General features: G+C 61.2%; 22 protein-coding genes. 9 read left to right on the top strand and 13 right to left on the bottom strand.

Features of this window, described 5'->3' with window-relative positions; all coding sequences use genetic code 11:
• Positions 1 to 2: 2 nt before the first annotated feature.
• Entirely contained in the window at positions 3 to 1355 is a 1353-nt protein-coding gene (locus HBO09_RS26740) for a 3-oxoacyl-ACP reductase (RefSeq protein WP_169999267.1), read from the bottom strand.
• A 105-nt stretch (positions 1356 to 1460) separates the two neighbouring features.
• On the opposite strand from HBO09_RS26740, the gene HBO09_RS26735 reads away from it, so the two are divergent.
• Positions 1461 to 2738: an acetyl-CoA C-acetyltransferase gene (locus HBO09_RS26735; protein ID WP_169999266.1), complete on the top strand. Its 1278-nt coding sequence runs from the start codon at positions 1461 to 1463 to the stop codon at positions 2736 to 2738.
• Between the two features lie 174 nt (positions 2739 to 2912).
• Positions 2913 to 3809 (top strand): PA4780 family RIO1-like protein kinase, encoded by an 897-nt coding sequence (locus HBO09_RS26730; protein ID WP_029297573.1) that lies wholly within the window; start codon positions 2913 to 2915, stop codon positions 3807 to 3809.
• A gap of 164 nt (positions 3810 to 3973) precedes the next feature.
• On the opposite strand, the gene cueR is transcribed toward HBO09_RS26730, so the two are convergent.
• The 3 genes from cueR to HBO09_RS26715 all read right to left on the bottom strand — a co-directional run bounded on the left by cueR (position 3974) and on the right by HBO09_RS26715 (position 7163).
• The gene (cueR, locus tag HBO09_RS26725) at positions 3974 to 4381 is read right to left on the bottom strand and encodes a Cu(I)-responsive transcriptional regulator (protein WP_029297571.1); all 408 of its coding nucleotides are present in this window, start codon (positions 4379 to 4381) and stop codon (positions 3974 to 3976) included.
• Positions 4378 to 6579: a heavy metal translocating P-type ATPase gene (locus tag HBO09_RS26720; RefSeq protein WP_169999265.1), complete on the bottom strand. Its 2202-nt coding sequence runs from the start codon at positions 6577 to 6579 to the stop codon at positions 4378 to 4380. Before HBO09_RS26720 ends, cueR begins: the two co-directional genes overlap by 4 nt.
• 203 nt (positions 6580 to 6782) lie before the next feature.
• Positions 6783 to 7163: a hypothetical protein gene (locus tag HBO09_RS26715; protein ID WP_169999264.1), complete on the bottom strand. Its 381-nt coding sequence runs from the start codon at positions 7161 to 7163 to the stop codon at positions 6783 to 6785.
• A 146-nt stretch (positions 7164 to 7309) separates the two neighbouring features.
• Between HBO09_RS26715 and HBO09_RS26710 the strand changes: the two genes are divergently transcribed.
• Complete coding sequence (locus HBO09_RS26710) at positions 7310 to 7507, top strand: cation transporter (protein ID WP_169999263.1); 198 nt, start codon at positions 7310 to 7312, stop codon at positions 7505 to 7507.
• An 86-nt stretch (positions 7508 to 7593) separates the two neighbouring features.
• Positions 7594 to 8787, top strand: coding sequence for a multidrug effflux MFS transporter (locus tag HBO09_RS26705; RefSeq protein WP_169999262.1), 1194 nt, complete (start codon positions 7594 to 7596; stop codon positions 8785 to 8787).
• 7 nt (positions 8788 to 8794) lie between these two features.
• On the opposite strand, the gene HBO09_RS26700 is transcribed toward HBO09_RS26705, so the two are convergent.
• Positions 8795 to 8974 carry a hypothetical protein gene (locus HBO09_RS26700; protein ID WP_029297561.1) on the bottom strand — a complete coding sequence of 60 codons (180 nt, stop codon included), beginning with the start codon at positions 8972 to 8974 and terminating at the stop codon, positions 8795 to 8797.
• A 149-nt stretch (positions 8975 to 9123) separates the two neighbouring features.
• Positions 9124 to 10137: a zinc-binding alcohol dehydrogenase family protein gene (locus HBO09_RS26695; protein ID WP_169999261.1), complete on the bottom strand. Its 1014-nt coding sequence runs from the start codon at positions 10135 to 10137 to the stop codon at positions 9124 to 9126.
• A 122-nt stretch (positions 10138 to 10259) separates the two neighbouring features.
• On the opposite strand from HBO09_RS26695, the gene HBO09_RS26690 reads away from it, so the two are divergent.
• Positions 10260 to 11189, top strand: coding sequence for a LysR family transcriptional regulator (locus HBO09_RS26690; RefSeq protein WP_169999260.1), 930 nt, complete (start codon positions 10260 to 10262; stop codon positions 11187 to 11189).
• A gap of 134 nt (positions 11190 to 11323) precedes the next feature.
• Positions 11324 to 12019, top strand: a complete 696-nt coding sequence (locus HBO09_RS26685) for a helix-turn-helix transcriptional regulator (protein ID WP_169999259.1) — start codon at positions 11324 to 11326, stop codon at positions 12017 to 12019.
• Between the two features lie 103 nt (positions 12020 to 12122).
• Here HBO09_RS26685 and HBO09_RS26680 read toward each other — a convergent pair whose 3' ends face one another.
• Positions 12123 to 13076, bottom strand: coding sequence for an adenosine deaminase (locus tag HBO09_RS26680; protein ID WP_169999258.1), 954 nt, complete (start codon positions 13074 to 13076; stop codon positions 12123 to 12125).
• A 194-nt stretch (positions 13077 to 13270) separates the two neighbouring features.
• On the opposite strand from HBO09_RS26680, the gene HBO09_RS26675 reads away from it, so the two are divergent.
• Positions 13271 to 14359 carry a calcium:proton antiporter gene (locus HBO09_RS26675; RefSeq protein ID WP_169999257.1) on the top strand — a complete coding sequence of 363 codons (1089 nt, stop codon included), beginning with the start codon at positions 13271 to 13273 and terminating at the stop codon, positions 14357 to 14359.
• On the opposite strand, the gene HBO09_RS26670 is transcribed toward HBO09_RS26675, so the two are convergent.
• The 6 genes from HBO09_RS26670 to HBO09_RS26645 form a co-directional block, all read right to left on the bottom strand.
• A complete protein-coding gene (locus HBO09_RS26670) occupies positions 14360 to 15715 on the bottom strand; it encodes an 8-oxoguanine deaminase (protein WP_169999256.1) in 1356 nt (451 codons plus the stop codon).
• A gap of 326 nt (positions 15716 to 16041) precedes the next feature.
• Complete coding sequence (locus tag HBO09_RS26665) at positions 16042 to 16728, bottom strand: SDR family oxidoreductase (protein WP_169999255.1); 687 nt, start codon at positions 16726 to 16728, stop codon at positions 16042 to 16044.
• Between the two features lie 46 nt (positions 16729 to 16774).
• Positions 16775 to 17356 carry a YigZ family protein gene (locus tag HBO09_RS26660; RefSeq protein WP_169999254.1) on the bottom strand — a complete coding sequence of 194 codons (582 nt, stop codon included), beginning with the start codon at positions 17354 to 17356 and terminating at the stop codon, positions 16775 to 16777.
• A gap of 13 nt (positions 17357 to 17369) precedes the next feature.
• The gene (locus HBO09_RS26655; protein WP_169999253.1) at positions 17370 to 18029 is read right to left on the bottom strand and encodes a TetR/AcrR family transcriptional regulator; all 660 of its coding nucleotides are present in this window, start codon (positions 18027 to 18029) and stop codon (positions 17370 to 17372) included.
• Positions 18030 to 18116: 87 nt separating this feature from the next.
• A complete protein-coding gene (locus tag HBO09_RS26650) occupies positions 18117 to 19511 on the bottom strand; it encodes a nucleobase:cation symporter-2 family protein (protein ID WP_169999252.1) in 1395 nt (464 codons plus the stop codon).
• Positions 19512 to 19597: 86 nt separating this feature from the next.
• On the bottom strand, positions 19598 to 20518 hold the full coding sequence (locus tag HBO09_RS26645; RefSeq protein WP_169999251.1) for a LysR family transcriptional regulator: 921 nt from the start codon (positions 20516 to 20518) through the stop codon (positions 19598 to 19600).
• Between the two features lie 125 nt (positions 20519 to 20643).
• On the opposite strand from HBO09_RS26645, the gene HBO09_RS26640 reads away from it, so the two are divergent.
• Both HBO09_RS26640 and HBO09_RS26635 read left to right on the top strand, forming a co-directional pair.
• Positions 20644 to 21993, top strand: coding sequence for an aspartate aminotransferase family protein (locus HBO09_RS26640; RefSeq protein WP_029297539.1), 1350 nt, complete (start codon positions 20644 to 20646; stop codon positions 21991 to 21993).
• 74 nt (positions 21994 to 22067) lie between these two features.
• Positions 22068 to 23561 (top strand): CoA-acylating methylmalonate-semialdehyde dehydrogenase, encoded by a 1494-nt coding sequence (locus tag HBO09_RS26635; protein ID WP_169999250.1) that lies wholly within the window; start codon positions 22068 to 22070, stop codon positions 23559 to 23561.
• The last annotated feature ends 588 nt before the right edge of the window (positions 23562 to 24149 follow it).

The raw sequence follows: 24149 nt of genomic DNA, 5'->3' as shown, positions 1-24149 counted from the left end.
CGTTACGCTCCCAGCAGGCTTTGCCCGCATACACGCAACGCCTGGCCACTGACCGCACCAGACCCCGGCTGGCCCAGCCAGGCCACCGCTTCGGCAACATCCTGCGGCAAGCCACCCTGGCCCAGCGAGCTCATGCGCCGTCCGGCTTCACGCAAGGCGAAAGGAATATGCGCAGTCATCTGGGTCTCGATAAAGCCCGGGGCAACCGCGTTGATGCTGATACCCCGTTGCGCCAGCAGCGGCGCCCAGGCCTGGGCCAGGCCGATGAGCCCGGACTTGCTCGCGGCGTAGTTGGTTTGCCCACGATTGCCGGCGATGCCGCTGATGGAGGCGAGCAACACCACACGGCCGTTGTCGTGCAGGGTGCCGCTGTCGAGCAGGGCCTTGGTCAACACTTGTGGGGCGTTGAGGTTGACCGCCAATACGGCGTCCCAGTATTCCGGGGTCATATTGGCCAGGGTCTTGTCGCGGGTGATCCCGGCGTTGTGCACCACGATGTCGATGCCGTCTGGCAATTGCTCGATCAACTGGGTGGCAGCGTCATCGGCGCAGATATCCAGGGCAATGCCACGCCCGCCCAAGCGTGCGGCGAGGGCATCGAGGTCGGCCTTGGCCTGCGGCACATCCAGCAACACAATTTCGGCACCGTCCCGGGCCAGGGTTTCGGCGATCGAGGCGCCGATCCCGCGGGCAGCGCCAGTCACCAATGCCTTTAGCCCGGCCAGCGGACGCGTCCAGTCATGCACTTGCGTCGTACAGGCACTCAGGCGTAGCACCTGGCCGGAGATATAGGCGCTTTTGGGCGAGAGGAAAAACCGCAGCGCGCCTTCCAACTGATCCTCGGCGCCTTCACCGACATACAGCAACTGCAAGGTGCCGCCGTTGCGCAGCTCCTTGGCCAGCGATCGGCTGAAGCCTTCGAGGGCGCGCTGGGCGCTGGCGGCGAACGGTTCGCTGAGGCTTTCCGGGGCGCGGCCGAGAATCACCAGGTGCGCGCTGTGATCGAGATTTTTCAGCAACGGCTGGAAGAATTCGCGCAGTTGCTTGAGTTGGTCGGTGTGCTGCAAATGGCTGGCATCGAAGAGCACTGCCTTGAGCTTGGGGCCATGCCCGGGGATCCACGGCGTGGCCTTGAGCGGCTCGGGCCCGTAGCTGTAGATGGCCTCGGTAAGTTTATTGGCAAACCCCAACACCTGGGCCGCCAGTGGGCCGCCACCCAACAGCAGGGCGCCCTCCACCGGGCGCAGGCGTCCGGCTTGCCAGCGCTCCAGGCGTACCGGGGACGGCAGGCCAATGGCCGAGACCACGCGGTGGCCAAGGCTTGAGTTGGCGAAGTCGATATAACGGTCAGACATGGAACGCTCTCCGGCTGCTGGGGTTCAAAGGGTGGACCATCAATAGGTAACAGTCGTTCCTAGTCTAGGCTCAGGAATGCACCTACAACCTTCAGGGAGCTTTACATGACTCAGCTGCGCCGTGTCGCGATCATTGGCGGTAATCGTATCCCCTTCGCCCGTTCCAATGGCCCCTACGCCACGGCGAGTAACCAGGCGATGCTGACGGCTGCCCTGGAAGGTTTGATCGAGCGCTATAACCTGCACGGCCTGCGCTTGGGCGAAGTGGCGGCAGGCGCGGTGCTCAAGCATTCGCGGGACTTCAACCTGACCCGCGAATGCGTGCTGGGCTCGCGCCTGTCGCCGCAAACCCCTGCCTACGACATTCAACAGGCCTGTGGCACCGGGCTGGAAGCGGCGTTGCTGGTGGCCAACAAGATTGCCCTGGGGCAGATCGAATGCGGGATCGCTGGCGGTGTCGACACCACCTCCGACGCGCCCATCGGAGTGAACGAGGGGCTGCGCAAAATCCTGCTGCAAGCCAATCGCAGCAAATCCATGGCGGATAAATTAAAAGTCCTGTTACAACTTCGTCCCCAGCACCTCAAGCCGGAGTTGCCGCGCAATGGCGAGCCGCGCACCGGCCTATCCATGGGTCAGCATTGCGAGTTGATGGCCCAGACCTGGCAGATCCCCCGCGCCGAGCAGGATCAACTGGCCCTGGAAAGCCATCAGAAGATGGCCGCGTCCTACGCCGAGGGCTGGCATAACGATTTGCTCACGCCGTTCCTGGGCCTGACCCGTGACAACAACCTGCGCCCGGACCTGACCCTGGAGAAACTCGCCAGCCTCAAACCGGCTTTTGAGCGCAGCGAAAAGGGCACCCTCACCGCTGGCAACTCAACGCCACTGACCGATGGCGCTTCCCTGGTGTTGTTGGGCAGCGAGGCCTGGGCCAAGGAACGTGGCCTGCCGATCCTCGCCTACCTGCGTGATGGCGAAGCGGCGGCGGTGGATTTCGTCAACGGTGCCGAAGGGCTGTTGATGGCGCCGGTGTATGCCGTCCCACGCTTGCTGGCGAGAAATGGCCTGACCTTGCAGGATTTTGACTACTACGAAATTCACGAAGCCTTCGCCGCCCAAGTGCTGTGCACACTCAAGGCCTGGGAAGATGCCGATTACTGCAAGACGCGCCTGGGCCTGGACGCGCCGCTAGGCTCTATCGACCGCAACCGCCTGAACGTCAAGGGCAGTTCCCTGGCCGCCGGGCACCCGTTTGCGGCCACCGGTGGGCGTATTGTCGCCAACCTGGCCAAGCTGCTGGATGCGGCGGGCAAGGGGCGCGGGCTGATCTCGATCTGCGCGGCAGGTGGGCAAGGCGTGACGGCGATCATTGAGCGCTGATCTCGGCTATTATCCGAACGCCTTGAGCAATAGCGGCTTTGTCGGATTAATCTGGCATATTGGATGCATTCTTTAGCAGATCAAAGCTCGTTACCCTCTCCCCGCTGTGCGAGGATTGCCGTATAACGAGTGCCATACGCGTGTTTGGTAATAAAGGACCCACAATAAAAGCTGATGAAGACTCCTAAACGCATTGAACCCCTGATCGAGGACGGTCTGGTCGACGAAGTGCTGCGCCCACTCATGAGTGGTAAAGAAGCAGCTGTTTATGTGGTGCGCTGCGGCAACGAGTTACGTTGCGCCAAGGTCTACAAGGAGGCGAATAAACGAAGTTTTCGTCAGGCGGCCGAATACCAGGAAGGCCGCAAGGTCCGCAACAGCCGGCAGGCCCGGGCCATGGCCAAGGGTTCCAAGTTCGGTAAAAAAGAAACCGAAGACGCGTGGCAGAACGCCGAGGTTGCGGCTCTGTTTCGTCTGGCGGGCGCCGGTGTGCGCGTGCCCCAGCCCTACGACTTCCTAGAAGGCGTCTTGCTGATGGAACTGGTGGCCGATGAATACGGTGATGCGGCGCCAAGGCTCAATGATGTGGTGCTGGAACCGGATCAGGCCCGCGAGTATCACGCGTTCCTGATCTCGCAGATCGTGCTGATGCTGTGTACCGGCCTGGTGCACGGTGACCTGTCGGAGTTCAACGTACTGTTGACGCCGACGGGGCCGGTGATCATCGACTTGCCGCAAGCGGTGGACGCGGCGGGTAACAACCATGCATTCACCATGCTGGAGCGGGACGTGGGCAACATGGCTTCGTATTTCGGGCGATTTGCCCCGGAATTGAAGACCACCAAGTACGCCAAGGAAATGTGGGCGCTGTACGAAGCCGGCACCTTGCACCCGGCCAGCGTGCTGACCGGCGAGTTCGACGAGCCGGAAGAGCTGGCGGATGTGGGCGGCGTGATGCGTGAGATCGAAGCGGCGCGGCTCGACGAAGAGCGGCGCCAGGCGATCCGGGCAGCGGACGATGCGCCACCGGGCAAACCGGCAGAAGAACCGCCGCCGCCTTGGATGCAGTGATCGCCCGGCATACTGGGGGTTAAAAATGTGGGAGCGGGCTTGTGTGGGAGCTGGCTTGCCTGCGATAGCATCACCTCGGTGCAACTGATGTACCGAGGTGCTTGCATCGCGGGCAAGCCCAGCTCCTACACAAGCCCTGCTCCCACATTAGGTTTTGCGTTCGGTCAGTTAGATCCGCAACAGCTGCCCGACGCCAACTCCTTGAGAATCGGACAATCGGGCCGGTGATCGCCCTGGCAGTGCTCCACCAGGTCCTGCAAGGTGTCGCGCAACTGCCCCAACTCGCGGATCTTGTGATCCAGCTCCTCGATATGCTGGCGAGCCAAGGCTTTCACGTCGGCACTGGCCCGTTGCCGGTCCTGCCACAGCTCCAGCAACTTGCCGACTTCTTCCAGGGAAAACCCCAGGTCTCGCGAGCGCTTGATAAACCCCAGGGTGTGCAGGTCGTCGTCGTTATACAGGCGATAGCCGCTGTCGCTGCGATGGGCCGGCTTGAGCAGGTTGATGGACTCGTAATAGCGAATCATCTTGGCGCTCAAGCCGCTTTGCCGGGCTGCCTGGCCGATGTTCATTGGCGGTGATCCTCCAGATCCTTGGGTTTCCAGGTTTTCAACAGTAGCGCATTGCTGACCACGCTCACGCTGGACAGGGCCATGGCGGCGCCGGCCAATACCGGGTTGAGCAGGCCGAACACGGCCAGCGGAATGCCGATCAAGTTATACACAAAGGCCCAGAACAGATTCTGTCGAATTTTCGCGTAGGTCTTGCGGCTGATTTCCAGGGCTGCGGGTACCAGGCGTGGATCGCCGCGCATCAAGGTGATGCCGGCCGCGTGCATGGCGACGTCGGTGCCGCCGCCCATGGCAATGCCGATATCCGCAGCGGCCAGGGCCGGAGCATCGTTGATGCCGTCGCCGACCATGGCCACCACGCCGGTCTTTTTCAGCTCGGCGACGGTCGCGGCTTTATCGGCTGGCAACACTTCGGCGTGCACATCGTCGATGCCCAGCGCTTGTGCCACTACGCGGGCACTGCCGCGGTTGTCGCCGGTCAGCAAGTGGCTGCTGATATGCCGCGCCTTGAGCTGTTGCACGGCTTGCAGGGCACCGTCCTTGAGGGTGTCGCCAAAGGCGAACAAGCCCAGCACCCGAGGCTGTGGGCTTTGTTCGATCAGCCAGGACAAGGTACGGCCTTCGGCTTCCCAGGCGCTGGCGTTGGCGGCCAGGTCACCCGGCTTCAAGCCTGTTTCATCGAGCATGCGCCGATTGCCCAGGGCCAGTTGCCGACCGTCCAGGGTGCCGGCAATGCCGCGCCCGGTCAGGGATTGGCTGGCGCTGACATCGGCAACTGGCAGACCTTGATCATGACAGGCGTCCAGCACCGCCTTGGCCAAGGGGTGTTCGCTACCGCGTTGCAGGGCACCGGCCTGTTGCAGCAACAAAGCTTCGTTGCCATCCACGGCGCTCAGATGGGCGATTTTCGGTGCGCCGGAGGTGAGGGTGCCGGTCTTGTCGAACACCACCGCGCTGACTTCGTGGGCGCGTTCCAGGGCTTCGGCGTCCTTGATCAGAATCCCGTGGCGGGCCGCGACGCCAGTGCCGGCCATAATCGCCGTCGGCGTGGCGAGCCCCAATGCGCAAGGGCAGGCAATGACCAGCACTGCCACCGCGTTGATCAATGCCGTTTCCAGCGGTGCACCGTACAACCACCAGCCAATCAGGGTGGCGAGGGCGATCACCAACACGGTTGGCACAAACACTTGGCTGACTTTATCCACCAGTTTCTGGATCGGCGCCTTGGCCGCCTGGGCGTCTTCGACCAGGCGAATGATCCGCGCCAGAACGCTTTCGGCACCGAGGGCCAGGGTGCGTACCAGCAAACGGCCTTCACCGTTGATCGCGCCGCCAGTGACTTTATCCCCAGGCTGTTTCGGCACCGGAAGGCTTTCACCGGTGATCAAGGCTTCATCGGCGTGGCTTTGGCCTTCGACCACTTCGCCGTCCACCGGAAAGCGCTCGCCGGGCTTGACCAGTACCAGGTCGTTGAGGCGCAGGGCGCTGATGGCAACCTCTTGCTCACGGCCATCGATCACCTGAATCGCCCGCTCCGGCCGTAAGGCCTCCAGGGCACGGATGGCGCTGGCGGTCTGGCGTTTGGCGCGGCTTTCCAGGTATTTGCCGAGCAGCACCAGGGCAATCACCACCGCCGAAGCTTCGAAGTACAGGTGGGGTTCAACCCCGGCCGGGGCGATAAACCACTGGTAGAGACTCAAGCCATAGCCTGCGCTGGTGCCGATGGCCACCAGCAGGTCCATATTGCCCGCGCCGGCGCGCACGGCTTTCCAGGCGGCGACATAGAAGCGCGCACCGAAGATGAACTGCACCGGTGTGGCGAGGAGGAACTGCACCCAGGCCGGCAGCATCCAGTGCAGGCCGAAGGGCTGCACCAGCATTGGCAAGACCAGCGGCAACGCCAACGCAATGGCCATCACCAGCGACCAGCGTTCGCCTTTCAGACGCTGTTCCTGGCTGGCTTGGGTGGCGGTTTCGCTTTGCGGCAGGGTGGCGGTGTAGCCGGCTTTTTCCACAGCGGCGATCAGCACGGCAGGGTCCATCTGGCCCGCCACCTCGACATGGGCCCGTTCATTGGCCAGGTTGACGCTGACGCTTTGTACGCCGGGCACCTTGTTCAGGGCGCGCTCGACCCGCCCGACGCAACTGGCGCAGGTCATGCCGCTGATCGGCAGGTCGAAGGTGGTAGATCCATTCATGGGGCGTTCCTCCAGGAAAAGTTGCCTGTAGGATCAAGCTTGACCTGATGGGAAGGTCAAGCCCTTAATTCACGGCAAGCCCTGATGCCGTCTTCCTGTAGGAGCGAGCTTGCTCGCGAAGAACTGGAGAGCGCCGCGTTCATCCAGGAAGCACGCATTATCGTTGACGTTCTTCGCGAGCAAGCTCGCTCCTACAAAAACGGTCAGTAGCCGAGCTTGGCGGCCTTGAGGTACATGCCGTCCGCGCCCTGGGCAATGCGCAACTTGCGCACGTCGCCGTTTTTCAGCGTGATCTCTTGGGCCTTGGGCGCCAGCAGCCCCGGCAGGCAGCCTGCAGCCTGGCCCGGCAGCAGCTTGAGACGCAGCGAGACCCGGCCTTCGGGGAAGTTGAACGAGGTGGACTGCTCCTGGAACAGCCGCCCGGCCAACTGGTCATTGATGTACAGGCCAATCTCGCAATTGGTAGGTACTTCCAGGCGCTCCCTGGAAATGATCAGCACCGCATAGTCCTCGGCGGCGCTGGCCTGGGGGACGGCGGCGAATAGGCTCAGCAGGCTGACAAGGCCAAAAAACGACCAGCGCATGGTGAAGTCTCCGGTTTCAAATCGTGAATGCTTGCAGCTTGGCGGACGTCGCCAGGGAATACCAGCCCGGCGCTTGTTTTCAGCGCTTGACCTTGCCATCGTGGCAAGGATGAGACTGAGCACAACCTCACTCAAGGAGTCATGTCATGCAAGTATTCAGCGTTGAAGGAATGACCTGCGGCCACTGTGTTCGGGCCGTGACCCAAGCGGTACAAGCCAAGGACCCGGCGGCCAGTGTGAATGTGAATCTGGCCGCCAAGGAAGTCGGCGTTGAAAGTCGTTTATCGCCGGACGAAGTGATCAGCCTGATCAGCGAAGAAGGCTACAGCGCCAAGCTCGCCTGATTATTTAATAGGTAGCGAGCTAACGTAATGTTCAAGGCACCCAAGCGCGGCTAGACTGTCGGGCTGCCGACTCTTCCGGGTGCCTGATGAACCTTCGCATAATCCTTATTCTGGGGGCCTTGAGCGCATTTGCGCCGCTGGCCATCGACTTTTACCTGCCGGGCTTCCCGGCCATGGCCGTAGCATTCGGCACTGACGAAAAACATATCCAACTGACCCTGGCGGTGTACTTCACCGGCCTTGCGATCGGCCAGTTGATCTATGGGCCGCTGGCGGATCGTTTTGGCCGGCGCATCCCGCTGTTGAGCGGTGTCACCCTGTTCACCGTGGCTTCCCTGGCGTGCGCCTATGCGCCGTCCCTGGAATGGCTGATCGGTGCGCGTTTCGTCCAGGCCCTGGGCGGGTGTGCGGGCATGGTGATTTCCCGGGCGGTGGTCAGCGACAAATGCGATGCGGTGGGCTCGGCCAAGGTCTTTTCGCAATTGATGCTGGTGGTCGGGCTGGCACCGATCCTGGCGCCGATGCTCGGTGGGGTGATGGTCAGCCTGTGGGGCTGGCAGTCGATTTTCCTCGCGTTGACCGTATTCAGCGTCGGCGCCGCAGTGGCGGTGGCGGTCGGGTTGCCGGAGAGTTTCCCGGCCCATCAGCCTCGGCAGCCATTGTCCGGGGCGTTGCGCCAATACGGGCGTCTGCTGGCTGACCGGGTATACCTGGGGTATGCCGTGACCGGCGGCATCGCGATTGGCGGGATGTTTGCCTACATCGCCGGTTCACCTTTCGTGTTTATCAAGCTCTACGGCGTGCCGGCCGAGCACTATGGTTGGCTGTTCGGCACCAATGCCGCGGGCTTTATCCTTGTGGCTCAGGTCAACGCGCGGCTGCTGTCCAAGCGCGGCCCGGCGTTTCTGCTGACCCGCACGGTATGGGTCTACCTCGCGGCGGCGCTGGCGTTGCTGGCGGTCAGTGCCTTGCATACCGAAGCGTTGTGGCCGCTGCTGGTGCCGCTGTTCCTGTGTATCGCCAGCCTGGGCTGCATCATGCCCAATACCTCGGCTTGCGCCATGAACGGCCAGGGCGCACGGGCCGGTAGCGCGTCGGCACTGCTGGGCTGCATCCAGTTTGGTGTGGCCGCGGGTGCGGCATCGTTGGTTGGTGCATTGCATGACGGCACGGCCATGCCGATGTCGATCGTCATCAGCTTGTGCGGGGTGTTGGCGGTAGTGGTGGCCATGTTGACCCAGCGCCTGCAACGACAGCGAGCCTTGCAAGCGCAGGTCTGACGGCGTTTCAGCCAGTAGCGCGCTGCTGGCTTTCGGGAAAGCGGTGGGGCGCCTGGATGCGGTTTTGCAGAGTGTTGGCGAAGGCGCGGGCCTCGGCTTCAGTGCGGAAGGTAAAGGCGTCGTGGTCCAGGCGGACCTGCCATTTGTTGCCTTGGGATTTTGCTAACGCTTTTATCAGGATCTTCATTGCTGACTTCCTCACGTAAAAGATTGCGTGGCAAAGGCGGCCAATATAAACCCGAATACGCTCACAAATATGACAAGGATCAAGTCTCTGACTAGCGGTGCCGTCTGTTACCTACAGTGATAACAGACGACACTGACAGAGCCTTGGGCTTAGAAGCCTTCCAGCACGATCTTGCCCTTGGCCTTGCCGCTTTCCAGCAAGGCATGGGCCCGGCGCAGGTTCTCTGCGTTGATCACGCCGAAGTGTTCGCCCACCGTGGTTTTCAGAGTGCCGGCGTCGATCAGCTCGGCCACACGATTGAGCAGGTTGTGCTGCTCGATCATGTCGGCGGTCTCGAACATCGAGCGGGTGTACATGAACTCCCAGTGCAGCGACAGGCTCTTGCGCTTGAGCTTGAGCACGTCCAGCGACTTGGGATCATCGATCAAGGCCAGTTTGCCTTGGGGCACGAGGGCTTCGACCAACTGGTCCAGATGCTGGTCGGTCTGGGTCAGGCTGGCGACATGGGTCACCTGTGGGTGGCCCACGCGCTTGAGCTCTTCGCTCAGTGGCTGGCTGTGGTCGACCACCAGATCAGCCCCCAGGTCTTTGGCCCAGGCCTGGGTTTGCGGGCGCGAGGCGCTGCCGATCACCTTGAGCGCGGTGAGTTGCGCAGCCAGTTGGGTAAGGATCGACCCTACGCCACCGGCCGCGCCGACGATCAACAGGCTCTGGCCTTGATCGGTCTGGCCTTCAGCTATTTGCAGGCGCTCGAACAGCAGCTCCCAGGCGGTAATGGCGGTCAACGGCAGGGCGGCCGCTTCGGCAAAACCCAGGCTCTTGGGCATATGGCCGACGATGCGCTCATCCACGGTGTGCAGCTCGCTGTTGCCGCCCGGGCGTGTCAGGGAACCTGCGTAAAACACCTTGTCGCCAGCCTTGAATAAGGTGACGTCACTGCCCACGGCCTTGACCACGCCAGCCACGTCCCAGCCCAACACCTTGGCCGCGCCGTTTTCCGGAGCGACGTTCTGGCGAATCTTGGTATCGACCGGGTTGACCGAGATAGCTTTGACCTCCACCAGGAGGTCGCGCGGGCCGGCCACCGGCTCAGGCAGTTGCACATCTTGCAGGGACTTGGGGTCGTTGATCGGCAATGCGGCGTAGTAGGCGATGGCTTTCATGGCGAGTTCCAGAGGGTACGGAATGAGATAGGCAGATCATTGGCTATTTCTCTTGCAGATAAAACCCGCTAAAAGAGCAGTCTCTTTCAATATATTTTTGATAATTGCGCGGGGCGGTGCTCATGCTGCGTTTTGATGATTTGCAGTTGTTCGTGCGTGCGGCGGATTTGGGGAGCTTGTCGGCTGCCGCACGGGTCATGGATATGTCGGCGGCGGTGGCCAGTGCTGCGTTGAAACGCATTGAGCAACAGTTGGGAGCACGCTTGCTGGCTCGTTCCACTCGCAGCCTGCGCCTGACCGCCGAGGGCGAAGGCTTTTTGCAGTACGCCCGGGGTGCCTTGAGCCAACTGGATGAAGGCCGGCGCCTGCTGGCTAGCGGCCAGGATCATGTCAGCGGCGTCCTGCAGCTGTCGGCGCCTTCGGACTTCGGACGTAACCTGTTGCTGCCGTGGCTGGACGAGTTTCAGCGCGAGCACCCGCAATTGAGCGTGCGCCTGCTGCTGGGCGACCGGATCGCCGATCTGTTCCGCCAACCGGTGGACATAGCCCTGCGCTACGGTGAACCCGAGGATTCGAGCCTGGTGGCCTTGCCGGTGGCGCCGGACAATCGCCGGGTGTTGTGCGCAGCTCCCAGCTACCTGGCCCGGCATGGCGAGCCGCGCCATCTGGAGGAGTTGGCCCAGCACAATTGCCTGCTGTATATGCTCGGCAGCCGGGTGCACGACCATTGGCGCTTTCAGGATGCCAAACGGGAAATCAGCCTGACCGTCAGCGGTGACCGTTTCAGTGACGATGCCGATGTGGTGCGGCGCTGGGCCGTGGCCGGGGTGGGCATTGCCTACAAATCCTGGCTGGATGTCAGCGCCGATGTGCTGGCTGGCCGCCTGCAGTTGCTCTTGCCCGAGCTGCAGGGTGAACGCACACCGCTCAATCTGCTGTGCGCCCATCGCGCGCAATTGAGCAAACCGGTCAACCTCTTGCGTGAAATGCTCGTGGCACGTTGTGGGAAGTTGAGCGCGCAACTGCCCGAACGCATGGGGACTACACAATAACCTCAGGGATTTCAGGAAATTTCAGGCAGTTGCTGTCGCTGATTTGACGGTAAGGCGCCACGGAATCTGCTGCCCACACACTTATACTTTTGCGCGAAATGGAGCAAACCAACGATTCAACAGGGAGTGAGTACATGGAACAGGCACCTTGCATTAGCCAGATCGCCACCTTGCTGGCAGACCCCAAACGCACGGCAATGATCTGGGCGTTGATGGACGGTTCGGCCAAGCCGTCCGAGGAACTGGCGATGCTGGCCGGGTTGTCAGCGTCATCGGCCAATGCGCATTTGGCGCGGTTGGCGGCGGGTGGATTGCTGCGCATTGAAGCCCGTGGGCGCAAGCGCTTCTTCCGTATGGCAGCGGCGGATGTGGGCGCGGCAGTCGATGCGTTGGCCAGTACCACAATGGCCAGTATGGCGCGCAGTGCACCCAGCCGGCCCGCGGCATTGCTGGCGCCGGCGTTGTTGCGTCAGGCACGGCTCTGCCATGACCATCTGGGCGGGCAAATGGCGGCGGCACTCTATCAACGCATGGTGTTGGCGAAGTGGATTGAACGCGTCGAACAGCGGATCCACGTGACACCCTTGGGCGCACGCCATTTGGCCGAGCATGGCATCTTTACCCAAGCCCTGGCCCATCAGGGTTACTCGACGATGGCTTGCGATTGTCATGACTGGAGCGAGCAGCAGCCGCACCTGGGTGGAGCGTTGGGGGCGGGCTTGTTGCAGTTGTTCATGCAGTCGCGCTGGTTGAAGACCAACCATGAGTCGAGCGCACTGCAGGTCACCGAGACCGGGCGCCTGGAAATTGCCCGGATGGCGGCTGTGTAGGCGCCGGCTTGCCCACGAACAACACAAAGGCGCCGCGTTCATCCAGGATGCACGCTTTATCGTTGGCGTCCTTCGCGAGCAAGCTCGCTCCTACAGGGAGTGGTCAGGGCTTGACCAGGCGTGCATCCAGACTGTTTTGCGCCAGGCGGCGAGCCTGGTCCTGGGTCATGCCCAGGGAGGTGTGCAGCGCGTGGAAGTTTTCGGTGACATAACCGCCAAAGTAAGCCGGGTCATCCGAGTTCACTGTGACCTTCACTCCACGCTCCAGCATCTCGAGGATGTTGTGCTGGGCCATGTCGTCGAACACACACAGCTTGGTATTGGACAGCGGGCACACGGTCAGGGGGATTTGCTCGTCGATGATCCGCTGCATCAGGCGCTCGTCTTCGATGGCGCGCACGCCATGGTCGATACGCTGGATTTTCAGCAGGTCGAGGGCTTCCCAGATGTATTCCGGTGGGCCTTCTTCGCCAGCATGGGCGACGGTCAGGAAACCTTCGTCACGGGCGCGATCGAACACGCGCTGGAACTTGCTCGGTGGGTGGCCCATTTCCGAGCTGTCCAGGCCAACGGCGACAAACGCATCACGGAACGGCAGCGCCTGGTCGAGGGTTTTTTGCGCTTGTTCTTCGCTCAGGTGACGCAGGAAGCTGAGGATCAGGCCGCTGGTGATACCCAGTTGCTGCTCGCCATCTTTGAGCGCGCTGGCGATGCCGTTGAGTACCACTTCAAAAGGAATACCACGGTCGGTGTGGGTCTGCGGGTCGAAGAACGGCTCGGTATGAATCACGTTCTGCGCCTTGCAACGCAGCAGGTAGGCCCAGGTCAGGTCGTAGAAGTCCTGGGACGTGCGCAATACATCGGCACCCTTGTAATAAAGGTCGAGAAACTCCTGCAGGTTGTTGAAGGCGTAGGCCTTGCGCAGGGCCTCGACGTCGTTCCACGGCAGCGCGATCTTGTTGCGTTCGGCCAGGCTGAACAGCAGCTCGGGCTCTAGCGAACCCTCCAGGTGCAGGTGCAGTTCGGCCTTGGGCAGGGCATTGAGCCAGTCGTACATGTGTGCGTTCTCATCAGGTGCAATGGCGGCATTCTACAGGCCAGGGCGCAAATAATCGGTAAAACCTGACTGAGCGGTAAGCATTCTTCGTGCCTGCGGCAATGGGTGAATGAACTAAGGTGTAACGAAACGTTAGCGATTCGCTGCAGTCTGTACCCCATCAACGACTGAATCGCCGCTCGAAAAGGCCTGCAATGCTCACATCCCTCAAGCAAGAAAAATTCATGTGGCTGGCGCTGATCGCCGCCATCGCGGCCTACCCGCTGGAACACTGGCTGCTGCACAGTGGGCAGGCCATGGCGCTGCTCGGTGGCCTGGTGCTGATCGGCTTTATTGTCATGGCTTCGATGCGCGTGGCCCATCACGCCGAACTGCTCGCCGAAAAAGTTGGCGACCCCTACGGCACCATGATCCTGACCCTCGCGGCGGTGCTAGTGGAAGTGGTGATCCTGGCGATCATGATGAGCAACGAGGCATCGCCGACCCTGGTGCGCGACACGATTTACTCAGCGGTGATGCTGGATATCAACGGCATCCTCGGCCTGGCCGCGCTGATGGGCGGCATCAAGCATGGCGAGCAGTCCTACAACGATGATTCGGCTCGGACCTACAGCGTGATGATCCTCACGGCCATGGGCGTTTCCATGGTGGTACCGGAATTTATCCCCGAGGCTGACTGGAAAATCTACTCGGCCTTCACCATCGGCGCGATGGTGGTGCTGTATGCCCTGTTCCTGCGTATGCAGGTCGGGCCGCACAGTTACTTCTTCAGCTACAGCTATCCGGAAAAACGTCGCAAGACGCTGCCGCAAGAACAGGCTTCGCCGGTCAACCTGACATTTTCCATCGCAACCCTGGTGTTTGGCGTGGTGGTGATTGGCGCATTGGCCGAGGTGATGTCCAAGACCCTGGACCTCGGCCTGGAGGGCACGGGTGCGCCGCCGGTGATCACGGCGATCCTGGTGGCGGCGATTTCTGCTGCGCCGGAAATTCTGACCGCCTTGCGCGCAGCGTTGGCCAACCGCATGCAGTCGGTGGTCAACATCGCGCTGGGGGCTTCGTTGTCGACGGTGATTCTGACTGTGCCGGTGATGGAAGCCATGGCGTTGTACACCGGCCAGCCGTTTCAGATGGCGATGACGCCGGTACAAACAGTGATGGTGTTTATCACGCTGATTGTCAGCGCGATCAACCTCAACGATGGCGAAACCAACGCCATCGAAGGGATGACCCATTTTGTGCTGTTTGCGACGTTTATCATGTTGTCGCTGCTGGGTGTGTAGTTAGCCGGCGATCAACTGCCGCGCCGCCTGGCTGTGATCGGCGATCAGGCCCTTGAGGTCCATGCCCTCGATTTGCCCGTCGATCACCCGCCACTTGCCGCCCACCATCACTCGATCCGCGCGGTCGGCGCCGCACAACAGCAGCGCCGAAATCGGGTCGTGGCTGCCGGAGAAGCGCAGCTCATCGAGCTTGAACAGCGCCAGGTCGGCCTGTTTACCTACGGCCAACTCGCCGATATCGCTACGGCCGAGCAGTTGCGCAGAGCCTTTGGTGGCCCAGCCCAGCACGCCTTCAGGGGTGATTTTTTCTGCACCGTAGCGCAGGCGCTGGATATACAGGGCCTGGCGGGCTTCGAGAATCATATTGGACGCATCGTTGGAGGCCGAACCGTCCACGCCCAGGCCAATCGGCGCGCCGGCGGCGATCAGGTCCAGGGTCGGGCAGATGCCGGAGGCCAGGCGCATGTTGGAGCTTGGGCAGTGGCAAATCCCGGTGCCGGCCGCGCCCAGGCGCGCAATTTCATCGGGGTTGAAGTGAATGCCATGGGCCAGCCAGGTACGTGGGCCGAGCCAGCCGACGCTGTCGAGGTAGTCCACGGTGCGCAGCCCGAAACGTTGCAGGCAGAAGTCTTCTTCGTCGAGGGTTTCGGCCAGGTGGGTGTGCAGGCGCACGTCGAGCTGGTTGGCCAGTTCGGCGCTGGCGCTCATGATTTCGGGGGTGACCGAGAACGGTGAGCAGGGCGCCAGGGCGATCTGGATTTGCGCGCCGTCGCCGCGCTCGTGGTAGCGCTTGATCAGGCGCTGGCTGTCTTCGAGGATCACTTCACCCTGCTGCACGGTCTGCTGCGGCGGCAGCCCGCCGTCGGCTTCGCCCAGGCTCATGGAACCGCGCGTGAGCATGGCGCGCATGCCCAGTTCGCGCACGCTATCGACTTGCACGTCGATCGCATTTTCCAGGCCGTCGGGGAACAGGTAGTGATGGTCGGCGGCGGTGGTGCAGCCCGAGAGCAGTAATTCTGCCAGGGCGACCTTGCTGGCCAGCGCGAGTTTTTCCGGGGTCAGGCGCGCCCACACCGGGTACAGGGTTTTCAGCCAGGGGAACAACGGTTGGTTGACCACCGGCCCCCAGGCGCGGGTCAGGGTTTGGTAGAAGTGATGGTGGGTGTTGATCAGGCCGGGAAGGATCACATGCTCGCGGGCGTCGAAGGTTTGTTCGCAGGCCATGCTCGGTTGTTGGCCAAGGGCGAGCACTTCGACGATCACACCGTCTTGCAGCACCAGGCCGCCACGGGCATCGAGGGCATTGGCGGTGAAGATCGCGAGAGGGTTTTTTAACCAGATACGGGTCGCAGGCATTGGCCGGCTCCTCTGAATGATGGGTTCAGGTTTGCCAGCTCAGTGTTGCCCTGTCTGCTGATCCAGGGTCGCCGGTAAGGGCGAGGTGGGAAGTCTACGTGGAGTGAGCGGTGGGGTCTATCCACCGCTCATCGGTGGTGGTGGCTGTGGCGAGGGAGTTTGTCGTGGCGAGCGGGCTTGTCGGAACGCCGCATCGCCCGCGCTGGGCTGCGCAGCAGCCCCAATAAGCTCACCGTATTTTTTCAGACACACCTCGGCGCCAGGTTTCAGGGCTGCTACGCAGCCCAGCGCGGGGCAAGCCCGCTCGCCACAACATCGATACAGTCTTACCAGGGAATGGTCTGGCCCTTGTAGTTGACGAAGTGATGGCCGCCCTTGCCGGTGTAGGCGTTCACTTGGGCAATCAGGCCGCGCACGCTGGTCTCCACGTCCAGGTCGGCGCCTTCGCCGCCCATATCGGTCTTGACCCAGCCCGGGTGCAGCGACAACACCGTCAGTTTCTGCTCGCCCAGTTGCGTCACGAAGCTGTTGGTCATGGAGTTCAGTGCGGCCTTGCTGGCCTTGTACAGCGCAAGGTCTGGCGCATCGGGCATGGTTACGCTGCCCAGTACCGAACTCATGAATGCCAGTACGCCGCTGCCCTGGCGAATCTGCGGGGCAAAGCGTTGGGCCAGGTTGATGGGCGCCACGGCGTTGGTGAAAAACAGTTGGCCGACTTCGGCCTGGGTCGCGTGGCCTGGGGTCTGGATGGCCGGGCCCTTGACGCCGGCGTTGACGAACAGCAGGTCGAAGGTGCGGTCCTTGAGGCGTTGGCTCAGAGTGATCACGGCCTGCTGGTCGTCCATGTCGAGTTTCTCGATCTGGACCGGGCCCACGGCTTTCAGGGCATCGGCCTTGCTCGGATCGCGCACGGTGGCGGTCACATCCCAGCCGTCCAGGAGCAATTGCTTGACCAGGCCAAGGCCCAGCCCGCGCGAGGCGCCGATGATCAATGCGGTTTTTGGCGTAGACATGAAGGCTTCCTTTGGCGTCGAGGTTCAGTGAGCAACATTATCAGGTTCAACGTTGCAGCAGGATTCGCCCACGGCTCAGGTCGGCCAACTGCGATTGCAGGGTGTCGATATGGGCTTCGCCGAGTGCCAGTTGCAGTTCCACGCCGTTGGCGGTGAAGGTTTCTTCCAGTACCAGGCCGTCCAATTCGGCGACACGCAGCTTTACCAGCGGCAACTCAGCGAAACCACAGGCACAGCTCAAGGCCACGCGGCTGATCAGTTCGACCCGCTCGGCGTTTTGCAGGCATTTGTTCGCGCCGCCGCCATACGCGCGGGCCAGGCCACCGGTGCCCAGTTGGATGCCGCCATACCAGCGCACCACCAGCACCACGACCTGGTCAAAACCCTGGGCCTCGATGGCGGCCAGGATCGGCCGCCCGGCAGTGCCGCCGGGTTCGCCGTCGTCGTTGCTGCGGTATTGGGCGCCCAGTTTCCAGGCCCAGCAATTGTGCGTGGCGTTGAGATCGCTGTGCTGCTCGATAAACGCCTGGGCGTCTTGCGGGCTGGTAATTGGCGCGGCGTAGGTGATGAAGCGGCTTTTGCGGATTTCTTCGCGAAATTCGCAAAAGCCCGTAAGGGTGAAAGGCATTGGATCGCTTCGTTCAGAGGGCTGGCTTGATGCCACAGCCCTTGAGAATAATGTGGATAAGGTTGCTGCCGGCGTCGTCCATGTCCTGTTTGGTCAGCTTGGTGCGACCGGTCACACGGCAGATCTGGGTGGCAAAGTCGGCGTAATGCTGGGTGCTGCCCCACAGCAGGAAGATCAAGTGTACCGGATCCACGGGGTCCATCTTGCCGGCATCGATCCAGGCCTGGAATACCGCGGCCCGGCCGCTGAACCAGGTGCGGTAGTCCTGGCTGAAATATTCGGTAAGGCATTCGCCGCCGCTAATGATCTCCATGGCAAAGATCCGCGAGGCCTGTGGTTGGCGTCGCGAGTACTCCATCTTGGTGCGGATATAGCGGGTCAGCGCCTCGGCGGGATCATCCTCGGCGGTCAGGGTGTTGAAGGTGCTGTCCCACAATTCGAGGATGTTGCTCAGTACCGCGATGTACAGCCCCAGCTTATTGGTGAAGTAATAATGCAGGTTGGCCTTCGGCAGCCCGGCACTCGCAGCGATGGTGTTCATGCTGGTGCCTTTGTAGCCGTGCCGGGCGAATTCGTCTTCGGCGGCCTGGATGATCGCTTGTTCGTTCTTTTGTCGAATGCGGCTGGCGGGTTTTCCGGCGTGGCTGTTGTGGGCAGGAACTTCGAGGCTCATGGAGGTTTCCGTGCAGATCGATGAATGCGATTGCTGCACAGATAACCCACCCTCAAGCCTCAGACAAGTCCCGATACGATAAAAGCGTCAAAGCGGTTCCAGTGTGTCGTTTTCCACGAGTGGATTTACGGCGCGCGTTTCGGCCTTGGATTCCGGCAGGATCAGGCACAGCACGATTGCGGTCAGCCCGCCGCTGGTGATGGCCGAGTCGAACAGGTTTTGCACCAGGGTTGGCATCAGGTGCAACAAATTCGGTTGCGCGGCGATGCCCAGGCCGACCCCAAACGAGGTGGCGATGATCAGCATGCTGCGTCGGTCCAGCGGGGCCTGGGCCAGGATGCGCACGCCGGCGGCGGCCACACTGCCGAACATCACCAGGGTCGCGCCGCCGAGCACCGGCTTGGGGATTTGCTGCAGTACCGCGCCAATCAGCGGAAACAGCCCGAGACAAAACAGTACCACGCCGATGTACAGCCCCACATAGCGGCTGGCGACGCCGGTCAACTGAATCACCCCGTTGTTCTGGGCGAAGGTGGTGTTGGGAAAGGCGCTGAAGGTGGCGGCGATCATGCAGCTGACGCCATCCCCGAGCACGCCGCCCTTGAGCCGGCTTATATAGGAGGGGCCGCTGATGGGCTGGCGGGCGATCATGCAGTTGGCGGTGAGGTCGCCGACGGTTTCGATGCTACTGATCAGATAAATCAGCGCGACCGGCAGGAAGGCGCTCCAGTCGAAGTTGAAACCAAAACGGAACGGCGTCGGCAGGCTGATCAAGGGCAGGTCGGGCAGGGGCTGGGGTACCAGTTTGCCGCTGAACCATGCAGCGAGGCTGCCCAGCAGCAGGCCGATGATGATCGCGCTAAGGCGTACCCAGGGCGTATCCGAACGGTTGAGCAGGATAATCGTCAGCACCACGAACAGGCCCAGGGCCAGGTTGGTCGGCGCGCCAAAGTCCGGGGCATTGAAGCCGCCGCCCAGGTCGGTGATGCCCACTTTGATCAGGCTGATGCCAATCAGGGTAATCACAATGCCGGTCACCAGCGGCGTGATGACCCGGCGCAACTGGCCGATAAAACGGCTCAGCACAATCTGCACCAGCGCGCCGAAAAAGCACACGCCGAAAATCATCGCCAGGATGTCTTCCGGGCTGCCGCCGCGCTGCTTGACCAGGAAACCCGCGGACAAGACTGCGCCGAGAAAGGCAAAGCTGGTGCCTTGCAGGCAGATCATCCCCGCGCCAATTCCAAACGGCCTGCGCGCCTGGATGAAGGTGCCGACGCCGGAGACCATCAACGCCATGCTGATCAGGTAAGGCAGGTGTGCGGCCAGGCCCAGGGTCGAACCGATGATTAAGGGCGGGGTGATAATGCCGACGAAGCTGGCAAGCACATGTTGCAGCGCCGCGAGCAAGGCGGGCAGTGGTTTGGGGCGGTCGTTGAGACCGTAGATCAGGTCGCTGGCGCTGGAGGATTCTGGTGGCATGGCATGTGGACTCAGGGCTGACGGTTCATGGTCCCTGTGCCTTGCAAAAAGCTGTCCACTTGCTCAGGTTTTGTGTGGGGCCCGTATCAGCGGGTCGCGGCCAGGCTTTCGAGGAAGCTTTCCAGCACCAAATGAGGGCGGCGGCCTTTGCGCGTGACCGAAGCCAGGCTTAAATCGTAAAAGCGTGTAGGCGGTTTCAGCGCGCGCAGTCGGCCTTGTTGTACCCACAGACTGGCGTAGTGATCGGGCAGGTAGCCGATATAGCGCCCGGTAAGGATCAGGAAGGCCATGCCTTCGCGGTCGGACGCGCTGGCGGTGCAGTTGAGCGCCTGATAATGGGCCTGGATATCGGCGGGCAGGCGGAAGGTTGGCGCGATGGCGTCTTGGCTATTGATGCGTTGGTCGTTCAGCTGCTTGTCGTCGGCGTAAAACAGCGGATGGCCCACCGCGCAGTAGAGCAGCGAACGTTCGCTGTACAGGGGTTGGTATTCCAGGCCCGATAGTGCGCTGGCCTGGGGTACCACGCCAACGTGCAGGCGCCCGTCGAGCACGCCTTGCTCAACTTCGTTGGGGGCGATCATGCGGATCTGGATTTGCACGTCGGGGCCGCGTTCTTTCAACTGCGCCAATGCATGGGTGATGCGCATATGGGGCAGGGTCACCAGGTTATCGGTCAGGCCGATGATCAGTTCGCCGCGCAGGTGTTGGTGCAGGCCGTTGACCTCTGTGCGGAAACTTTCCAGCGCACTTAATAGTTGCAGGGCCGATTGGTAGACCTCCCGGCCTTCTTCCGTCAGGGAGAAACCGGCGCGCCCGCGTTGGCACAGGCGCAGGCCCAGGCGCTGTTCGAGATCGCTCATTTGCTGGCTGATGGCAGAACGACCAATGCCCAGCACAGTTTCCGCCGCCGAGAAGCCTCCGCACTCCACCACGCTGCGGAAGATGCGCAACAGGCGGATATCGAAGTCGCTCACTTGGGCCAGCGGGTCGGGTCGACGGCTGCTCATAGTTTAGTAAAGGCCTGACTGAAGGTTAGAAAAGTTGCATTTCCTAGACTTTATCCCCGTGGCAATTTAGCTGCAACAACGCTTTTCAATCCCGACGCTGCCTTTTGCCCTGCGAGGTTTTGCTGATGAACATGCCCGAAAACGCCCCATCCACCCTGGCCAGCCAGCTGAAGCTGGATGCCCACTGGATGCCTTACACCGCCAACCGTAACTTCCAGCGCGACCCGCGCCTGATCGTGGGGGCCGAAGGCAGTTGGTTGATCGATGACAAGGGGCGTCGAGTCTATGACTCGCTATCGGGCCTGTGGACCTGCGGCGCGGGGCACACGCGCAAGGAAATCCAGGAAGCCGTCGCCAAACAACTTGGCACCCTGGATTACTCGCCGGGCTTCCAATACGGCCATCCGCTGTCCTTCCAGTTGGCAGAAAAGATCACCGACCTGACTCCCGGCAATCTGAACCATGTGTTCTTCACTGACTCCGGTTCCGAGTGCGCCGATACGGCGGTGAAGATGGTGCGTGCGTACTGGCGCCTAAAGGGCCAGGCGACCAAGACCAAGATGATCGGGCGTGCCCGGGGTTATCACGGGGTGAACATCGCCGGTACCAGCCTGGGTGGCGTCAACGGCAACCGTAAGATTTTTGGCCAGGCGATGATGGATGTCGATCACCTGCCTCACACGCTGCTGGCGAGCAATGCCTTCTCCCGCGGTATGCCGGAGCTGGGTGGCATTGCCCTGGCTGACGAGTTGCTCAAGCTGATCGAGTTGCATGATGCGTCGAACATCGCGGCGGTGTTCGTTGAGCCGATGGCAGGCTCGGCCGGGGTGCTCGTACCGCCGCAGGGTTACCTCAAGCGGCTGCGCGAGATTTGTGACCAGCACAATATCCTGCTGGTGTTCGATGAAGTGATTACCGGCTTTGGTCGTACCGGCTCGATGTTCGGTGCGGATAGCTTCGGTGTGACGCCGGACCTGATGTGCATCGCCAAGCAGGTCACCAACGGTGCGATTCCGATGGGCGCAGTGATTGCCAGCAGCGAGATCTATCAGACCTTCATGAACCAGGCGACGCCTGAGTACGCGGTGGAATTCCCACACGGCTACACCTACTCGGCTCACCCGGTAGCCTGCGCGGCCGGGCTGGCGGCCTTGGATCTGTTGCAGAAAGAAAACCTGGTGCAGAGCGTGGCCGAAGTCGCGCCGCACTTTGAGAATGCGCTGCATGGTCTCAAGGGCAGCAAGAACGTGATCGACATCCGTAACTACGGCCTGGCCGGTGCGATCCAGATCGCCCCGCGTGATGGGGATGCCATCGTGCGCCCATTCGAAGCGGGCATGGCGTTGTGGAAGGCCGGGTTCTACGTGCGCTTTGGCGGCGATACCTTGCAGTTCGGCCCAACCTTCAACAGCAAGCCGCAGGACCTGGATCGCTTGTTCGATGCGGTCGGCGAAGTACTGAACAAGATCGACTGATTTCTCCTTCTATATAGAACAACAGCCTGGCGCGACGCGTGTCGCGCCTGTGGACAACTTTTCAGGAGCCTTGCATGAGCCTTATCCAGCATTTGATCAACGGCGAACTGGTCAACGACAGCGGTCGCAGTGCCGACGTTTACAACCCGTCTACCGGCCAGGTGATTCACCAGGTGCCATTGGCCAGCCGTGAAACCATTCAACAGGCCATCGACTCGGCCAAGGCCGCATTCCCGGCCTGGCGCAATACGCCGCCGGCCAAGCGTGCCCAGGTGATGTTTCGTTTCAAGCAATTGCTGGAGCAGAACGAAGCCCGTATCTCGCAGTTGATCAGCGAAGAACATGGCAAGACCCTGGAAGATGCTGCCGGTGAGCTCAAGCGCGGGATCGAGAACGTCGAGTACGCGTGCTCGGCGCCGGAGATTCTCAAGGGCGAGTACAGCCGTAACGTCGGCCCGAACATTGATGCCTGGTCTGATTTCCAGCCGCTGGGCGTGGTGGCGGGGATTACACCGTTTAACTTCCCGGCCATGGTGCCGCTGTGGATGTATCCGCTGGCCATCGTCTGCGGCAACTGCTTCATTCTCAAGCCATCGGAACGCGATCCAAGCTCGACGCTGCTGATTGCTCAGTTGCTCCAGGAAGCCGGCCTGCCTAAGGGCGTGTTGAGTGTGGTGCACGGTGACAAGGGCGCGGTGGATGCGCTGATCGAAGCGCCTGAGGTCAAGGCCTTGAGTTTTGTCGGCTCTACGCCTATTGCCGAGTACATCTATTCTGAAGCGACCAAGCGCGGCAAGCGTGTACAGGCGCTGGGCGGGGCGAAGAACCACGCGGTGCTGATGCCGGATGCGGACCTGGATAACGCCGTGAGTGCCTTGATGGGCGCAGCCTATGGTTCCTGCGGCGAGCGTTGCATGGCGATCTCGGTTGCGGTCTGTGTGGGTGATCAGGTGGCGGATGCATTGATTGCCAAGCTGGTGCCGCAGATCAAGGCGCTGAAGATTGGTGCGGGTACTTCCTGTGGCCTGGACATGGGGCCGCTGGTTTCTGCGCAGGCGCGGGACAAGGTCAGCGGCTATATAGAAGATGGTGTGTCTTCGGGCGCTGAGCTGGTGGTCGATGGGCGTGGCCTGAGCGTTGCCGGGAATGAAGACGGGTTCTTCCTGGGTGGCTGCCTGTTTGATCGCGTGACGCCCCAGATGCGTATCTATAAAGAAGAGATCTTTGGCCCAGTGCTGTGCGTCGTCCGGGTGAACAGCCTGGAAGCGGCGATGCAACTGATCAACGATCATGAATATGGCAACGGTACCTGCATCTTCACCCGTGACGGTGAAGCGGCGCGCCTGTTCTGCGATGAGATTGAAGTGGGCATGGTGGGGGTTAACGTGCCATTGCCGGTGCCGGTGGCTTATCACAGCTTTGGCGGCTGGAAGCGTTCGCTGTTTGGCGACTTGCATGCCTATGGGCCGGACGGGGTGCGTTTTTATACCCGTCGCAAGGCGATTACCCAGCGCTGGCCGCAGCGTGCAAGCCATGAAGCGTCGCAGTTCGCCTTTCCTAGCCTGTAAGGTCGGGTGAGCAGAAGGCCGGCCCCTTGGGGCCGGCCTTTGTGTTTCTGGGGCTTTTTGACTGATATGACAGAAATGTGAAAGTAACGGTTGACGGCGAATTATATCTGTCTATAATTCGCCCCACTTCCGGCGCAGTCGAAACGGAAAACTCCTTGGTAAACAATGAGTTACGAAGTTTTCGGCAGCAGGTTGCTTCAGTTCATCGAAGCCAAAAGGAAGTTGAAAAAGAGGTGTTGACAGCAGCGTGTAACGCTGTAGAATTCGCCTCCCGCTGACGAGAGATCGAAAGCGCAAGTGGTTGAAGTTGTTGAGGAAAACCTCGAAAGCTTCTGAAAATAACCACTTGACAGCAAATGAGGCTGCTGTAGAATGCGCGCCTCGGTTGAGACGAAAGATCTTAACCAACCGCTCTTTAACAACTGAATCAAGCAATTCGTGTGGGTGCTTGTGGAGTCAGGCTGATAGTCAACAAGATTATCAGCATCACAAGTTACTCCGCGAGAAATCAAAGATGTAACCAACGATTGCTGAGCCAAGTTTAGGGTTTCTTAAAAACCCAAAGATGTTTGAACTGAAGAGTTTGAT

This window comes from Pseudomonas sp. WS 5027, from assembly GCF_012985695.1.
GTDB classification, from domain to species: domain Bacteria; phylum Pseudomonadota; class Gammaproteobacteria; order Pseudomonadales; family Pseudomonadaceae; genus Aquipseudomonas; species Aquipseudomonas hygromyciniae.
The sequence above is the reverse complement of the archived record's forward strand: the minus strand, read 5'-3'. Positions and strand labels throughout refer to the sequence as shown.

Excerpts from the sequence above, each read along its gene's own strand:
- HBO09_RS26665 (WP_169999255.1), bottom strand. The coding sequence starts at position 16,728 with ATGTCTACGCCAAAAACCGCATTGATCATCGGCGCCTCGCGCGGGCTG.
- HBO09_RS26660 (WP_169999254.1), bottom strand. The coding sequence starts at position 17,356 with ATGCCTTTCACCCTTACGGGCTTTTGCGAATTTCGCGAAGAAATCCGC.
- HBO09_RS26685 (WP_169999259.1), top strand. The coding sequence starts at position 11,324 with ATGGAACAGGCACCTTGCATTAGCCAGATCGCCACCTTGCTGGCAGAC.
- HBO09_RS26640 (WP_029297539.1), top strand. The coding sequence starts at position 20,644 with ATGAACATGCCCGAAAACGCCCCATCCACCCTGGCCAGCCAGCTGAAG.
- HBO09_RS26655 (WP_169999253.1), bottom strand. The coding sequence starts at position 18,029 with ATGAGCCTCGAAGTTCCTGCCCACAACAGCCACGCCGGAAAACCCGCC.
- HBO09_RS26690 (WP_169999260.1), top strand. The coding sequence starts at position 10,260 with ATGCTGCGTTTTGATGATTTGCAGTTGTTCGTGCGTGCGGCGGATTTG.
- HBO09_RS26705 (WP_169999262.1), top strand. The coding sequence starts at position 7,594 with ATGAACCTTCGCATAATCCTTATTCTGGGGGCCTTGAGCGCATTTGCG.
- HBO09_RS26680 (WP_169999258.1), bottom strand. The coding sequence starts at position 13,076 with ATGTACGACTGGCTCAATGCCCTGCCCAAGGCCGAACTGCACCTGCAC.
- HBO09_RS26645 (WP_169999251.1), bottom strand. The coding sequence starts at position 20,518 with ATGAGCAGCCGTCGACCCGACCCGCTGGCCCAAGTGAGCGACTTCGAT.
- HBO09_RS26695 (WP_169999261.1), bottom strand. The coding sequence starts at position 10,137 with ATGAAAGCCATCGCCTACTACGCCGCATTGCCGATCAACGACCCCAAG.
- HBO09_RS26710 (WP_169999263.1), top strand. The coding sequence starts at position 7,310 with ATGCAAGTATTCAGCGTTGAAGGAATGACCTGCGGCCACTGTGTTCGG.
- HBO09_RS26740 (WP_169999267.1), bottom strand. The coding sequence starts at position 1,355 with ATGTCTGACCGTTATATCGACTTCGCCAACTCAAGCCTTGGCCACCGC.
- HBO09_RS26730 (WP_029297573.1), top strand. The coding sequence starts at position 2,913 with ATGAAGACTCCTAAACGCATTGAACCCCTGATCGAGGACGGTCTGGTC.
- HBO09_RS26720 (WP_169999265.1), bottom strand. The coding sequence starts at position 6,579 with ATGAATGGATCTACCACCTTCGACCTGCCGATCAGCGGCATGACCTGC.
- HBO09_RS26700 (WP_029297561.1), bottom strand. The coding sequence starts at position 8,974 with ATGAAGATCCTGATAAAAGCGTTAGCAAAATCCCAAGGCAACAAATGG.
- cueR (WP_029297571.1), bottom strand. The coding sequence starts at position 4,381 with ATGAACATCGGCCAGGCAGCCCGGCAAAGCGGCTTGAGCGCCAAGATG.
- HBO09_RS26735 (WP_169999266.1), top strand. The coding sequence starts at position 1,461 with ATGACTCAGCTGCGCCGTGTCGCGATCATTGGCGGTAATCGTATCCCC.
- HBO09_RS26715 (WP_169999264.1), bottom strand. The coding sequence starts at position 7,163 with ATGCGCTGGTCGTTTTTTGGCCTTGTCAGCCTGCTGAGCCTATTCGCC.
- HBO09_RS26670 (WP_169999256.1), bottom strand. The coding sequence starts at position 15,715 with ATGCCTGCGACCCGTATCTGGTTAAAAAACCCTCTCGCGATCTTCACC.
- HBO09_RS26675 (WP_169999257.1), top strand. The coding sequence starts at position 13,271 with ATGCTCACATCCCTCAAGCAAGAAAAATTCATGTGGCTGGCGCTGATC.
- HBO09_RS26635 (WP_169999250.1), top strand. The coding sequence starts at position 22,068 with ATGAGCCTTATCCAGCATTTGATCAACGGCGAACTGGTCAACGACAGC.
- HBO09_RS26650 (WP_169999252.1), bottom strand. The coding sequence starts at position 19,511 with ATGCCACCAGAATCCTCCAGCGCCAGCGACCTGATCTACGGTCTCAAC.